Origin of the sequence: Leisingera sp. NJS204, assembly GCF_004123675.1 — a bacterium.
In the GTDB taxonomy this organism is placed as follows: domain Bacteria; phylum Pseudomonadota; class Alphaproteobacteria; order Rhodobacterales; family Rhodobacteraceae; genus Leisingera.
Genome location: NZ_CP035417.1, coordinates 3,598,438 through 3,611,706, shown reverse-complemented (window position 1 = coordinate 3,611,706; position 13,269 = coordinate 3,598,438). Strand labels below are relative to the sequence as shown.

Annotated in this window: 10 protein-coding genes and 6 pseudogenes; 5 read left to right on the top strand and 11 right to left on the bottom strand. The window is 57.8% G+C overall.

Features of this window, described 5'->3' with window-relative positions; translation table 11 throughout:
* Positions 1-101: 101 nt before the first annotated feature.
* The 5 genes from ETW24_RS24925 to ETW24_RS17585 all read right to left on the bottom strand — a co-directional run bounded on the left by ETW24_RS24925 (position 102) and on the right by ETW24_RS17585 (position 3,929).
* Positions 102-581, bottom strand: coding sequence for a hypothetical protein (locus ETW24_RS24925; RefSeq protein ID WP_254695644.1), 480 nt, complete (start codon positions 579-581; stop codon positions 102-104).
* A 455-nt stretch (positions 582-1,036) separates the two neighbouring features.
* Entirely contained in the window at positions 1,037-1,516 is a 480-nt protein-coding gene (locus ETW24_RS17600; RefSeq protein WP_129372243.1) for a hypothetical protein, read from the bottom strand.
* Between the two features lie 535 nt (positions 1,517-2,051).
* Positions 2,052-2,429, bottom strand: a complete 378-nt coding sequence (locus ETW24_RS17595; protein WP_129372242.1) for a VOC family protein — start codon at positions 2,427-2,429, stop codon at positions 2,052-2,054.
* Between the two features lies 1 nt (position 2,430).
* Positions 2,431-3,120 carry a DUF2306 domain-containing protein gene (locus ETW24_RS17590; protein ID WP_129372241.1) on the bottom strand — a complete coding sequence of 230 codons (690 nt, stop codon included), beginning with the start codon at positions 3,118-3,120 and terminating at the stop codon, positions 2,431-2,433.
* Positions 3,117-3,929, bottom strand: a complete 813-nt coding sequence (locus tag ETW24_RS17585; RefSeq protein ID WP_129372240.1) for a class I SAM-dependent methyltransferase — start codon at positions 3,927-3,929, stop codon at positions 3,117-3,119. The genes ETW24_RS17590 and ETW24_RS17585 overlap by 4 nt, the downstream gene beginning before the upstream one ends.
* Before the next feature lie 97 nt (positions 3,930-4,026).
* Here ETW24_RS17585 and ETW24_RS17580 point away from each other — a divergent pair, with 97 nt between their 5' ends.
* Positions 4,027-4,917 (top strand): LysR family transcriptional regulator, encoded by an 891-nt coding sequence (locus ETW24_RS17580; protein ID WP_129372239.1) that lies wholly within the window; start codon positions 4,027-4,029, stop codon positions 4,915-4,917.
* 234 nt (positions 4,918-5,151) lie between these two features.
* Here the strand turns inward: ETW24_RS17580 and ETW24_RS17575 are convergent.
* The 3 genes and pseudogenes from ETW24_RS17575 to ETW24_RS17570 form a co-directional block, all read right to left on the bottom strand.
* Positions 5,152-6,361 (bottom strand): annotated as a pseudogene (locus tag ETW24_RS17575) (IS3 family transposase).
* Positions 6,362-6,437: 76 nt separating this feature from the next.
* A pseudogene (locus tag ETW24_RS25415) lies at positions 6,438-6,530 on the bottom strand (transposase); the annotation flags it as partial.
* A gap of 132 nt (positions 6,531-6,662) precedes the next feature.
* Complete coding sequence (locus ETW24_RS17570) at positions 6,663-6,833, bottom strand: DUF1328 domain-containing protein (RefSeq protein ID WP_129372238.1); 171 nt, start codon at positions 6,831-6,833, stop codon at positions 6,663-6,665.
* A 137-nt stretch (positions 6,834-6,970) separates the two neighbouring features.
* Between ETW24_RS17570 and ETW24_RS17565 the strand changes: the two are divergent.
* Positions 6,971-7,177 (top strand): annotated as a pseudogene (locus ETW24_RS17565) (transposase); the annotation flags it as partial.
* 1 nt (position 7,178) lies between these two features.
* Here the strand turns inward: ETW24_RS17565 and ETW24_RS17560 are convergent.
* Positions 7,179-7,469 (bottom strand): annotated as a pseudogene (locus ETW24_RS17560) (transposase); the annotation flags it as partial.
* A 97-nt stretch (positions 7,470-7,566) separates the two neighbouring features.
* Between ETW24_RS17560 and ETW24_RS17555 the strand changes: the two are divergent.
* Together ETW24_RS17555 and ETW24_RS17550 are read left to right on the top strand one after the other, a co-directional pair.
* The gene (locus ETW24_RS17555) at positions 7,567-8,577 is read left to right on the top strand and encodes an IS110 family transposase (protein WP_129371293.1); all 1,011 of its coding nucleotides are present in this window, start codon (positions 7,567-7,569) and stop codon (positions 8,575-8,577) included.
* Positions 8,578-8,717: 140 nt separating this feature from the next.
* Positions 8,718-9,908: pseudogene (locus ETW24_RS17550) on the top strand (IS3 family transposase).
* 39 nt (positions 9,909-9,947) lie between these two features.
* Here ETW24_RS17550 and ETW24_RS17545 read toward each other — a convergent pair.
* Both ETW24_RS17545 and ETW24_RS17540 read right to left on the bottom strand, forming a co-directional pair.
* Positions 9,948-10,187: pseudogene (locus ETW24_RS17545) on the bottom strand (GDP-mannose 4,6-dehydratase); the annotation flags it as partial.
* 401 nt (positions 10,188-10,588) lie between these two features.
* On the bottom strand, positions 10,589-12,712 hold the full coding sequence (locus ETW24_RS17540; protein ID WP_129372237.1) for an O-linked N-acetylglucosamine transferase, SPINDLY family protein: 2,124 nt from the start codon (positions 12,710-12,712) through the stop codon (positions 10,589-10,591).
* Between the two features lie 203 nt (positions 12,713-12,915).
* Between ETW24_RS17540 and secE the strand changes: the two genes are divergently transcribed.
* Positions 12,916-13,113 carry a preprotein translocase subunit SecE gene (gene secE / locus ETW24_RS17535; RefSeq protein ID WP_027257327.1) on the top strand — a complete coding sequence of 66 codons (198 nt, stop codon included), beginning with the start codon at positions 12,916-12,918 and terminating at the stop codon, positions 13,111-13,113.
* The last annotated feature ends 156 nt before the right edge of the window (positions 13,114-13,269 follow it).

Genomic DNA, 13,269 nt, shown 5'->3' with positions numbered 1-13,269 from the left:
AGCTCATGACCGTATATTCAAAATGGTCATACTGAGCAGACAATTCCCCAAAATCATTCGAATTGTGATGCGGATGCGACAAACCTAATGTGTGGCCAATTTCATGCAAGATAACCCAGCGGCCAAGACTGCCTGCCCCCGTTTGTGGTAACTGCTGGTGCATAATACCAGCTATCTCCCTCCATTTCCAATCCCGACCGGGATCCAGGCGCGAATCCCAGTCCAAGAATAGTCCCCCCACCAGGCTGGACAAAATCCTGGGAGGAACTGCTAGCAAACCGAAGGTCGCCATTGCCTGAGGTGTTCTCGGAAAAACTCAGATTGGTAAACCCTTCCACCGAAAAGCCGTTGTTCGCCGAGTTGCCATCCTGCTGTTCCAGCGCAAATTTGACTGCAGCGCGCTGAGCGGAATTAAATTCCGAAAAACCATCGAAAAGGTCCAGATCAGGAAATGCGTAACCGTAGTCGCCTTCGGTTACTTGCAGCGAATAGGTAAGAGACCCCGCATCCCATTCGGTCCCCCACAAAATACCTGAGAAAATTTCGCCATTGGCAGGGGTTGTATTTTTGTAACCAGGCATAGGTCTTAATCCTTTGTTAAATAGAAGTTAAAATTCCGCTGCGCTTGTGAAATCCAGATAAATGCCTTTGCAAAAGGATTCAAGCCAACCAGCCTGCGCAAAAAAACACGCGCAGCCAAGACACACGGGCGCAACCTTGAGTCAATACATCCCAAGTAGCGTTACTTTGAGGCGAGGTCGATCGATTATGTGTCCGCTTTCAAGCTTTCAGACGTCGACAGGCGTCGTAACGGGCACATCGCCGCCTCCGCAGCGAACGACAGCCTGACCGTCTGCTGTCTCTTCGCGGCCTTGTCCTGTACGACCGCTAAACGCCATTCGCGGCTTGCTGCAGCCGCGAGGGCCCGCATGGTGGTCAGTGTCCGCAAAGGGCTCGTTCTGGCCGTCTGCTGCGGAGGGCACAAACTTGCGCTTCGAGCCAATTATCACCTTTCCACGGGAGGTGCCTCTGGCCTTCAGTTGCATTCAATTTCGATCCGGTGGCTTATCGAAAAAGTTCGTTTTTCACCAATACTTTGAAGCTGAACCGTGGCTCCACCATTATCTGTGTCGAAACGGGCATCTATCGTTGATACGGTTCCTATGCCGGAAGGTAAGCTTAGGATCTGAATGTCGGGTTTGCCAAATTCAAGCTGCATCGAAAAAACGAGTGCCGCAAACTCCTCTAGGTAGCCTTCCAATTGTTCTGAGACTGAAGCGACTATTCCGTTGCAAACAAACAGGGATAGGTTCGCCTCCTCAACAACCCACTGCCCCGGCAAGTTGTCCGAAAGAGGCACGAGCTTCCATTCTTGTTCGAGCGCGTGCTGTTGTGCCGCTTCAAACGAACCTCCCAGCATGAAGCCGCCGAGGTCCTGTTGGTCGGCGGCATTGGCGACCGAAGCTGCAAACAGGCTGGATGTAGCCAATAAGTAGAACTTTCCGGGAAGGAACATTTAGGCTTACCTTGGTTAATTGCTTGACCGTCGCAGAAATCAGCATGAATTCAATGGCAGCTTTGTCTGCACTTCGATTTTTCATGAGCTAGACCGTGAAGGGCCGCTTAGCGCTGTTAATAACCTGCTGCGCATGCGAGAGGCAATCAAGTGGCCGATGGCAGCAGTGGGCTCGAACCTGCCGTCCACTGCATGAAGCAGCAACGTCAGCTGCCTGCGCAAAGAGGACACAGGATGGCGCCTTGGCTGCGTTTGCAGCGAAAAACGGCTTGGCTTGGGTCAGAAATGCTTGACAATTGGGGTGGAAATGCTTGGCAGGTGCAGGCAATTTGTCCTTAAAAACAGTCATCATCGGGTCAGTTTTGCCTGACGTTTGACAGGATTTTGTCGAATGCCAAGCAAAGCTGACCTTCTTGTCAGATTTCTGACCCAAACCCAGAAAACGAACGTTCATGCGGTAGGCAGCGAAGATGCCAAAAGAGCCCAAAGTCAAAAATGCTGCGCCAGCAATGAACGTCAGCTTATCAAAATAGAATTAGCCTTGCGCGGGGATGTAGGCGTTCAATTTGTTTCCGTCCAAGTCGCGAAAGTAACTGGCGTAAACTCCGTGCTCGCCGCGTGGTCCCGGGCTGCCTTCGTTCCTGCCGCCAAGCTCGATGGCCTTGGAATGGAGGGCACCGACTTGCTGTTCGTTTTCGACCTTGAGTGCGACCATGACACCATTGCCGGTGCCCGCTTTCAGCCCGTCAAAAGGGCGCGCCAAACATAGCGCTGTCTCGCTCCGCGAGGGCCCCCACGCCGCCATATCCCCATGCCGCCAGAGTCTCTGAATTCTGATGGTCGCCAGCAATGCGTCGTAGAATTCGATCGCTCTGTCCAGGTTATTGGTTCCAATTGTCACATAGCCGATCATCTTAGTGCCCTACTCTGAGTGGCTTCTCTTGCAAGTTACGTGCCGCGGCCGGCTGCTTTGGTGCCAATGTCGCCCAAATCAAGGCCTCGGCGATCAGTAGGTTAATTGCCCAGGCAGATCCCAATTGGGCATCCCGTAGCGGCCCTGTCGCTTCTGTCCCATATAGGATCATCCACCCAATGCCGATGAACGCCTGTGTCGATGCACCTTGGCCGATCGCATAGGCGCGCAACATAAGAGCGCTATGCTGAAAGATATTGCACGATCGGATTGAAAGAACAGCCCAGAGGATGAATGCGATCACCAGCAGGCCGAGAGTGATCCGCACCCAATAGAGCAAGCTTCCCTGAAGGCTAGCCGGAAAGTCATAGAAGTGCGTCATCCACATCCCACTTCCTGCCGAAAGACACCCTGCCACTGCAACAATTCGACCGAAAACTCGGTGGGCTGTCGGATGCGTCTGCCTGATGCTTGGCAGGAACTGGGTTGCGCCAAGTAAAAGGAACAGAAAGCTGCTAAGAATGTGCAGGATGATTGGGAAGGGCATTGCCGACGCCCGCTGATTTGCGGGAATGATGGCGGGGCCACCCGCCAATTCGAGCACGCGGAACAAGCCACCAAATGCTGGTAAGAACGAATAGGCAACGATGAAGAGTAGGATCGCCCACTCAGACTTTCGCAGAACTTTCAAGAAACCAACTCCCGATTTGTGATTGCGGGATCGATTTCAGTAGCCTGCTCCGGTTCGCCAGCGCGGCGCGCCCAGAATGCGGTGCTGGCTTGGCCGGCGAAGTAGCCCAGATGAACAGGCTGGGACCCGATGTTTTCCAGATGGCATGCCTGCAGCCAAGCGATGCCCTGCGGTTCCGATATCGCCCAGGTCCGCCACCGCATCTGGACGAGTGCGCCAAAGCCGGATCGCCGCACCATGCAAACAAAGAGCATGCCGCCTGGCTTGAGAACACGAACCATTTCTCTCAGCGCATGTTGAGGTTCCGGTAAATGCTCGATCACATGCGCGGCCATCACGAGGTCAAAGGACGCATCGGCAAACGGTATCGAAAGAACATCTGCCCGGCGCAGATCCGGCGTCAAACCTGCCCGTCGCATCTCAACGGCACACAAGGCCAGCATCTCAGGCGACACATCAATGCCGTGCACTCTGGGAGGATCAGTGAGAATGCTGCTCAGTGCAATCGCAAGAGCGCCGGTTCCGATTCCGCAATCCAACACCTCTGCCCGCGAACCGATCTGTCCAAGCGCTGTCCCCACGCCGGATGCGACCAGCGATTTTCGGTATGCCGCTGCAAGCCCGTACCGTCGTGTTATGTGTTGCCAGTTGCGTGACGCAGCATCGTAGTGTCTGGCCAGGTCGTCCTTGGCCCTTGGCTTCCGACTGATCGCAATCTGCCACGACCCGAACCGGTGCGCGATCATGGGGATTGTGTATTGGTCTTTTGGATCAATCGATGCATCAACGGGCTGCGTGCGGATGTGCATTGGGACAAAGTTCCTCGCGTGATTTGCTCACAGCCTTCTAGCGACCACTGCGGGGCAACAAAATTGCATATATCCGTAGTTCTGGTATACGCAAATCATGGAGTGGCAAAGATCAGCTTTTGACTGGAACCAGGCGCGGGCATTTCTTGCCACCGCTGAGGAGGGATCGCTGTCTGCTGCCGCGCGGGCGCTTGGGCTGACGCAACCCACGCTCAGCCGACAGGTCGCCGCGCTCGAAGACTCGTTGGGCGTGACACTGTTTGAGAGGACATCACGCGCGCTGCTGTTGACCCAGGCAGGGACGCAATTGCTTGAGCATTTCCGGAGCATGGGCGAGGCTGCGAACCGTATCGCAATAGCGGCGACCGGCCAGTCCGAGGCAGTGACGGGGCATGTGGCCATCGCCTGCACCAATGGAATGGCGACTTTCTATCTTCCGGAGATACTCAAGAAGCTTCAGGCCCAGGCACCAGACCTTCAAATCGAGATTATCGCGTCCAATGAGATAAGCGACCTGCGACGACGAGAGGCGGACATTGCGATCCGGCACTCCCGCCCGCAGGATGAAAACCTTTTTGCCAAACGTCTGAAGGACACGACCGCACATCTATTTGCGTCGTCAGACTACCTGGAGGCGGTTGGCCGCCCTTCCAATCCGGCTGATATTGCAAAGCTGCAATTCGTGGGGGCTGAGTACCCCGAGCACATGCTGGGAATGATGGCCTCGCGCGGTCTCAATCTGACTGTAGCCAATTTCAACTACTCCACCGCAAGTGTGACCATGGCTCTGGAATTGATGCGCGCAGGGCTGGGAATCGGGGTGCTGCCGATAGATGTGGGTGCGGCACATCCGGAACTGGAGGACGCTTACCCTGACTTTGAACCAATAGAGATAGAAACCTGGCTCGTCGCGCACCGCGAACTAAGGACCAATCTCAGAATACGACTGGTGTTCGATCTGTTGGCGGATTGTCTGGCTAGAAAGTAGGGAACAGTGGTCGCACAGAACCATCCCTGTTTGTCGGGGCCCAATGCAGATTTTCGTCTCTTGAAGCAGAGCGAGTTGCGCTTTCTCAATCAAAAGCGGCCATTCAAAACGCGAAGATTAGCGACAGCTCTGTCTAAGGTTTGTGGCTGCTGTTCAGCGTGAGCTGCAGCGGCGACAAATCTGACAAGGAGGAAAGTGGACGTGTCCCGTTTTCGTGCCGCTCCAAGTGCTCGTTTAGGCCACTTTCCGTTCGAATGCGACGGGGCTTTTCCAGCCCAATGCTGAGTGCCGCCGTCGCGGATTGTAGAAGCCATTGATGTAGTTGAAGATGGCCAGTTCAACGGCCCTACGCGTTGGCCACGACCTTCGCCAGATCAGCTCTGCCTTGATCGTTTTGAAGAACGTTTCGACCGCCGAGTTGTCGTAGCAATTTCCCTTGCCGCTCATCCACTGCCCCGGCAGTGCATGTTTACATGCATGAGAGGGGGACACGCTGAACCCGTGTTGTCGCAGGATTATCTGATAGTCATGAGAACAGTATTGCGATCCACGATCCGTATGATGAATGCAGCCCATAGGCGGTGATCTGAAGGCTATAGCCATGTTCAGCGCCCGGATCGCCAAGTCCCGCTTCATCCGATTGCTGATGGCCCAACCGATCACCCGCCGGGAATGCAGATCAAGGATCACCGCCAGGTAGAGCCAGCCCTCGCGCGTCCACACGTAACTTATGTCACCTGCCCATTTCTGATTGGGCGCATCTGCGCAGAAATCCCGGTTCAGCAGATTGGGTGCGATGTTGAAGGCGTGGTTGCTGTCCCCCTCTCGGCTGATTGCTTCGCAATCGTCTGCCGGGCAATGGTCGTCACCTTGTATTTCTTAGATCGTTCGACACGGATGCCATTCTCACGCATCAAACGCCCGACGCGACGATGGCCAATGTTCAGGCCCAACTCCTTCAGTTCCTCGGTCATCCGTGGGCGGCCATAACTGCCCAGGCTGAGGCGAGATTGTTCCTTGATATGCGCCAGAACGACCATGTCAGTGCGCTGCCTTTGACTGGCCGGGCGGCTGCGATAGGCCCGTAGACCGCGCTCACTGACATCCAGCACATTGCACATCCGCTTGGCGCTGAAGGTATCAGTGTGTTCTTCGATGAACCTGAACCTCATGGCTTTTGGCCCGCGAAGAACTGCGTTGCCTTTTTTAAGATCTCCCTCTCCTCCTTGAGAATGCGGTTCTCCCGTCGAAGCCGTTCATTCTCTCGGGCAAGGTCGAGGTCTTTGTCGGATACCACCTCGGTGTCGCGATGCGCTGTGATCCACTTGTTCAGGGTCGAAAGGCCAACACCCAAATCAGAGGCCACTTGCTTCCTGCTCAGCCCGCTCGTCAGCGCAATCCGCACCGCATCGGCCCGGAATTCTTCTGTCCGTTTCAGTCCCATAGTTCGTCTCCTTTGCTGCAATAAATGCTATCAAAGGAGCGGCATCAAACCGCGACACGTCCAACGACCTTTTCTCCATCTTACGGCAGAGCTCGCCAATCGTTGTGCTTGCTTCCGCCTGCCTCAGCGCAAAGGCAATCTGTTCATCGCTGAATCGTTTCTTCGGCATCGGTACACTCCTCTCGTGCCAGGAATGCACCCAAAATTCCGCATTCAAACCGGACCAGTTTCTCGGGTCAGGACCAGGTTGAAAATCTGGCGAATTCGGACGACGGCCCCAGGCCGCCGCCCGCACTGGCCGTCAGCGGGAGGCGCCGCGAATTACGCGCAGGATCAGCGCTAGTGCAAACAGCACGAGAAAAATAAAGAACAGGATCTGTGCGATCCCAGCGGAGGCCGAAGCGATGCCGCCAAATCCGAAGATGCCGGCAATGATGGCAACGGCTAGGAAAATGAGAGCCCAATTGAGCATACCTTGTCCTTTCGGTTGCGAGTTGTTGTTAGTAAAACCCTTCAGGCAGCCAAAAGTTCCGCATTGCGGTCGGCGTTGTTGCAGAACTCTGACTTCTGAGGTTTCACATCAGGAAACCATGCGCTTACACGGTCCGCATGAGCAAACCATCCCCCTCCCGCTATCGCACGACGAACTGGTCCAGCTGCAACGCCGCGTTGTGCAAGCGGGGCTCGCTGCTGATCTGGGTGAACAAGGACATGACCTGGCGCGCGCCGCAGGCAGGCCGCCCGGGCCGCCCAGCGGTCTTTTCCGTCGCGGCGATCCAGTTCTGTCTGTCGATCAAAGTGCTGTTCAAGTTGCCCTTTGCAGGGCGTCTGGCACGGCCCCGCTTTCGTTCAGAGCCTCCAGTATCTCCTCCCAAAGCCCCGCCAGCGTCCAGCGCCGGAACTGGCGGTAGACGCTCGACCACTTGCCAAACCCTTCCGGCAGGTCACGCCATGGAGCACCCGTCCGGGCGATCCAGAAAATCCCGTCAAGAACAAGGCGGTGGTTGGTGGGTTTGCGCCCGTTCGGGGCACGGGCCGAAAGGATGAAGTGTTCAAAGAACGCCCAATCCTCGTCCGGCATCAGGTCTCGTGCCAAGCTGGTCTCCATCCCAGACCCCGGCTTGATGATGTGGACGCCCCTGCCACAGAGACTTGAGACAGATACGCTCAGGTCGACAATTCGCGGCAGAAAAGGAGCGGCCATTGTGAAGATCACAACGAGAGGGCTTGACCTGGCCAAGAGCGTTTTCCAGGCGCATGGCATAGATGAGAACAGCAAGACGGTTTTGGTGAAGCGTCTGCATCGAAAGCGGATGATCCCATTCTTCTCGAAACCACCGCCCTGCCTGATCCGTGCGGAGGCCTGCGCCACAGCGCATCACTGCGCGCGCACGCTGATCGCCATGGGGCACGAAGCCCGACTGATGCCGCCTTCGTTTGTGAAAGGGTACGTCAAGCGCGGTAAGGGTGACGCACTGGATGCGGAAGCGATCTGCGAAGCGGTTCAGCGTCCAACCATGCGCTTCGTGCCGGTGAAAACGGTCGAGCAGCAGGGTATTCTCGTGGCGCACCGGACCCGCTCACTGCTGGTTCGTCAGCGCACGATGGCTGCAAATGCACTGCGCGCCCATCTGGCCGAATTCGGCCTTGCCGCCAATCCTGGCATCGCCAATCTTGTGAAACTGGCTGACCGGGCATTCGCCGGTAACGACCTTCCGTCTTATGCCCGCCGAGCCTTTGAAATCCTGATCCGGCGACTTGCCGAACTGACCGAAGTGATCAGCATGCTCGACCGGGAACTGCGGGGCTGGCATGCCGAAAACGAAGCCAGCCGCAGGCTCGCGGCCATCCCCGGCGTCGGCGTCGGCGTGATCACCGCAACCGCCATTGCTGCCACTGTAACGGACCCCGGTCAGTTCCGCTCGGGCCGGCAGTTCGCTGCCTGGCTCGGTCTCACACCTCAGCAGCGCTCGACCGGCGGCAAAACCCGGCTCGGCGGCATCCCGAAGCAGGGCGGCCGATATCTACGAAGATTGCTGGTGGTCGGCGCGACTGCCGTGATGCGCCATGCGAAGAGGACACCGTCACCGATGACTGATCGGGTCAACAGCCTGCTGGAGAAAAAGCCATTCCGGCTTGTCTCTGTCGCGTTGGCCAACAAGCTCGCCCGCATCGCCTGGGCGATCCTGACGAGAGGAGACACCTGCCGGCCATAGGGGGTGCCCGCCTGAAAGGCATGCAGCCCAAACCCGAATTGGCAATGGCAGTCGAAGATGCGAGCTACCCCCTGAATTTCGGACACTGACGTAAGCTATGATTTGTTGTCTGCTGGTCTTCGACGAAGAGGAGATCAGAGATGTCGAAACGGAAGAACCACTCGCCCGAGTTCAAGGCGAAAGCCGCGCTTGAGGCTTTGAAGGGTGAGCGAACTGCGGCTGAGCTTGCCAGCCAATTCGGCGTCCATCCCACGATGATCCACAGCTGGAAACGCGCTCTGCTGGAAGGCGCGTCCGGCGTGTTTGAACGCGGCGGAAAGAAGTCCCCAGAGATCGACGAGGAGCAGGTCAAAGAACTGCACGCGAAGATCGGGGAGCTGGCTGTCGCCAACGATTTTTTGTCACGAAAGCTCATGCCGTGGACCGGCAAGTGAGGCGCAAGATGGTTGAGCCTGCCAATGCCAACCTGTCGATTGGCAAGCAGTGCAAGCTGCTGTCGATCTCGCGGTCGTCGTTTTACTACACGCCCAAGGGCGAGACGGCGATGAACCTGATGTTGATGCGCCGGATCGAGGAACAGTTCCTGGAAACGCCGTTCTTTGGTGTCCGCCAGATGACTTGGCACCTCCGAAACGACGGGCACCTTGTGAACGAGAAGCGCATCCGACGCTTGATGCGGCTGATGGGCTTGATGCCGGTCTATCAGAAACCAAACACCAGCAAAGCAGCGAAAGGGCACAAGACCTATCCCTATCTGTTGCGTGGTCTACGCCTGGAGCGTCCCAATCAGGTGTGGTGTGCCGACATCACGTATCTGCCAATGCGCAGGGGCTTTCTGTATCTGGCGGCGATCATGGATTGGCACACCCGAAAGGTGCTGGCCTGGCGCCTTTCGAACACGCTGGAAGCAGACTTCTGCGTCGAGGCACTGAACGAGGCCATCGCCAGGTTTGGCCCGCCGGAAATCATGAATACGGATCAGGGCAGCCAGTTCACATCTTTTGCCTGGACGAGCAGATTGCGCCGATCCGGCGTGCGGATCTCCCCTCTCGCGCATGCACACATGCGCTGCCGGGCAGCGGATGGATGGCAAGGGGCGCTTCCTCGATAACATCTTCGTCGAGCGGCTCTGGCGGTCGTTGAAATACGAATGCGTCTGCCTGCACGCCTGGGAGACCGGATCAGAGGCGAAGGCGGGCGTTGGGAAATGGATCGATTTCTACAACCGGAAACACCCACACTCCGCCCTTGGCGGCAAACCCCCAGCCGTGGTCTATTGGCTGAGAAAAGAAGAAACCCAAACCGATCAGCAGGAGCAGAGAGTAGCTTAAACTACGTCAAAACCTGTCCAAACATTGGGGAGTAGCTCAAATCGGATTCACACGCCCCCAATAGCTTTCTGGCTGCGGATGAACATCGGGATCACCATAAACCTCGCTCGTTGATGCCTGTAAAATCTTGCATTTCAACCTCATGGCAAGCCCAAGCATATTGATTGCACCGTGAACGGAAGTCTTCGTCGTTTGTACAGGGTCATGCTGGTAATGCACTGGCGAAGCAGGGCAAGCCAAATTGTAGATTTCGTCCACTTCTACGTAGAGCGGGAAGATACATGGCGAGCGCTTGGCGGACGGCGAACAAGGCTGCTGGCTTGTCCGGTGACCATTCGCATTCCGATTGGACCAATCGCCGTAAGCTTGTGGTTTCCGGGCAGATCGCATTGAAACTCTTGGGCTATGAGCCGGGAGTAATCGACGGGTAATGGAAGCGGCGGTAAAAAAAGGGCGTTAGGGCAGTTGGAAAAACAGTCCTAACTGATTGAAACCTTTAGGCTGCTAAACGTCACGTTTGGAAAATTCCCCGCGTAAATTCAGCGTCTTGATATGGCCTCCAAAACCGTAGGTCTCGGGTTCGAACCCTGATGCCCCTGCCAGTTCACCGGATCACCAGAAGCACAGTGAAACGCCTTCGGGAAAGCCGCCCGCTTGGGTTGCGGGCGCCATTGCCATGGTCAGGCCAGCGGCAGGTGCTCCGGGGCGGATCCTTGCAAATACCGGTCATAGGCAGCGTCATAGGCCTGTTCGGCCTGCCGTGCCAGGCGTGCCGGGTCCGGCAAAACTGCATGCTGGAGGCGGCGTTTCAATGTCTTGCCGGCCTCCGGATCCTGCGCCAGGCCCGCAGCCTTCGCCTCGTAGTCTTCTATACCGGCGGCGATCAGTTCCGGCAGCCCGGCGGCCTGCAGCAGGCTTGCGACACTGCGGGCGGCGAATTGCTGTCCCGGCAAGGTGAGCACCGGCAGCCTGGCAGCCAAGGCTGACTGGGCGGCGCTGCGGGAATTCACAGTGAAGGTGTCCAGGAACAGATCTGCCAGCGGCAGGCGGGCCTGGTGTTCCGCCGGCGGGGCAGGCGGTGCAAAGATGAGCCGGTCCGGATCAATGCCGCGCGCTGCCGCAGCCCGGCGCAGGTTGGACACTGCATGCGCGCCATTATCCTGCAGCCACAGAACGCTATCCTTGGCCCCGCTCAACAGCCGCATCCAGATGTCGAATTCCGACGGGGTGATCCGGCTGCCTGCGGCAAAGTTGCAGAATACAAATCCAGACTCCGGCAGGCCGCAGCCGGCCCGGTCCGGACTGCCCGCTGCTGCGGCCGGTGCAGGCGTCACAGCCAGATGGCTTGCCGGCAGGCGCAGCAAGTGTTCGTTGTGGTACCGTTCGCTGCCGGGCGGGCACACGGTGTGATCGCCGATCAGGTAGTCAAAGGCGGCGGTGCCCATGGTGCCGGGATAGCCCGGCCAGGCAATGTGCAGCGGTGCCAGCCGGCAGGAAAGCAAGTGGTTCAGGCTGCCGTTTGTATAGCCTGAGACATCCACGGCAATGTCCAGACGGTCTGCCTTGACTGCGACGGCCGCTTCTTGTCCGGCTGTTCCGTCCAATTGCCTGAAGCAGGAGACGGTTTGGCTCAGTTCGGCAGCGGTCGTTGCCGAGAGCCTGGAGCCGGTGGCATAGGCGTGGATTTCAAACCGGGTGCTATCGTGGGCTGCCAGCATTGCCGCGTGCCGGATTGCTATTGCGTCTCCATCACTGCCGGCAAAAAAGTATCCTATCCGCAACCGGGCGGGACGCTGCCGGACGGGTGCCGCCGTTTGCGGCTCTATCACAGGAAATGCGTCGCCGGCATAGGCCTGGGCACGTGCCCGCAGCAGATCCGGGTTGTCTTCCATCAGCATCAGCACGCTTGGATCGCAGCCGCTGCCACGCAAGCCCAGCAGGCGCCGGCAGTCCGCGTATTCCTGGATCCACCGCCAATCATTGAGCTCTGCCAGAACATGCAGCCGCTGGGTGCGGCTGCGGTCGTCGGATGGCGAAATCTGCAGGATTCTGTCAAAACAAGGCAGAGCATCCGCAAACCGGCCCTCGGCCTTAAGCTGCAGGCCAAGCTGGAAGTGCGCTTCGGTCAGTTGCGGATCCAGGCTGGCGGCACGGGTGTAATGTTCCTTGGCCTCAGCCGCCGCGCCCAGCTGCTGCAGCAGGCCGGCCAATGTGAAATGCAATGAGGCATCTTCAGGGGCAAGGGAAACCGCCTGGCGCAGAACGCCGGCGGCCTCGACGCTGCGGCCCTCCAGCGGTAGAGCTTCGGCCATGCTGCGCAGGGCGGGCAGGCATTCGGCATCCAGTTTCAGGGCTTTCTGATACAGCGCCATGGCGTTGTCATGCTGCCCGCGTGCCATATGGACGCGTCCCATCGCGGCATAGGTGCCCGCTTCCTGGGGGTTCAGACCGCAGGCCTTGTTCAGGCAGGTTGCGGCATTGTCCAAATGGCCTGCTGCCAGATGGCAGCGGCCCAGAAAATCCCACAGGAAATGCGAATCGCGGAACGTCTTAAGCAAGGCGCCGCAGCTGTCTGCCGCATCAAAGTGGCGGCCGGCGGCAAGCGCTGTCTCCAGTTCTGCTTTGGTGTCCGGCGAGGGCTCGCGCTGTTCACGCAGGCGGCCGCGCAGGGAGTCCAGCGCTTGCAGGGCGCGGGTATTCTTCGGGTTGCGTGCCAGGATGCCGGAATAGGCAAGCACTGCATCCTCAAGTTTGGAATCACGTTCAAGCTGTTCGGCCTGGGATAAGGAATATGCTGGTGTCATGGCATCCAATCTCATCAATAAACGCGGGATATGCCTGCGCGGCGCGCACATGGCGCCGGGGCTGCTTGGGACAGTTTTGCAGCAAGTGGATTAAAATTGGATTGACTGCGCGGCCCAAGCCGCTCTGCCGCCGGAGCAGGGCTTGAATTTACCCGCAGCAGGCGTTAAATCGCGACCACTGCTAGCAGAGAGACACCCCCAGTATGGCGACTATCAATCCAGTTCAGTTCATTCAGCAAGTCCGTGCCGAAGTGTCCAAGGTCGTTTGGCCGACCCGGCGCGAGGTTCTGCTGACCACGGTCATGGTGTTTATCATGGCGGCGCTTACGGCGGTGTTCTTTGCACTGGTCGACCTGCTGATCCGCTATGGCCTGCAGGGGCTTTTGGGGATGTTCGGCTAAGCCTGCGGCAGTTTGATGGCTTCCAAGCCCGTGTTGCTGTGCCGCCCTTGATCTTGGCGGCAATGGGCGGTAGGTGACCCGTAACTATTAAGGCGGGCGTGCGGCGATTCGGTTTGCACGCCGCTTTTTGTTGGAGAGCGCAGCTTACGGGCTGCA

Bases quoted from the DNA above. Each gene is read 5' to 3' on its own strand.
- ETW24_RS24925 (WP_254695644.1), bottom strand. From the start codon at position 581: ATGCCTGGTTACAAAAATACAACCCCTGCCAATGGCGAAATTTTCTCA.
- ETW24_RS17600 (WP_129372243.1), bottom strand. From the start codon at position 1,516: ATGTTCCTTCCCGGAAAGTTCTACTTATTGGCTACATCCAGCCTGTTT.
- ETW24_RS17595 (WP_129372242.1), bottom strand. From the start codon at position 2,429: ATGATCGGCTATGTGACAATTGGAACCAATAACCTGGACAGAGCGATC.
- ETW24_RS17585 (WP_129372240.1), bottom strand. From the start codon at position 3,929: ATGCACATCCGCACGCAGCCCGTTGATGCATCGATTGATCCAAAAGAC.
- ETW24_RS17580 (WP_129372239.1), top strand. From the start codon at position 4,027: ATGGAGTGGCAAAGATCAGCTTTTGACTGGAACCAGGCGCGGGCATTT.
- ETW24_RS17570 (WP_129372238.1), bottom strand. From the start codon at position 6,833: ATGCTCAATTGGGCTCTCATTTTCCTAGCCGTTGCCATCATTGCCGGC.
- ETW24_RS17540 (WP_129372237.1), bottom strand. From the start codon at position 12,712: ATGACACCAGCATATTCCTTATCCCAGGCCGAACAGCTTGAACGTGAT.
- secE (WP_027257327.1), top strand. From the start codon at position 12,916: ATGGCGACTATCAATCCAGTTCAGTTCATTCAGCAAGTCCGTGCCGAA.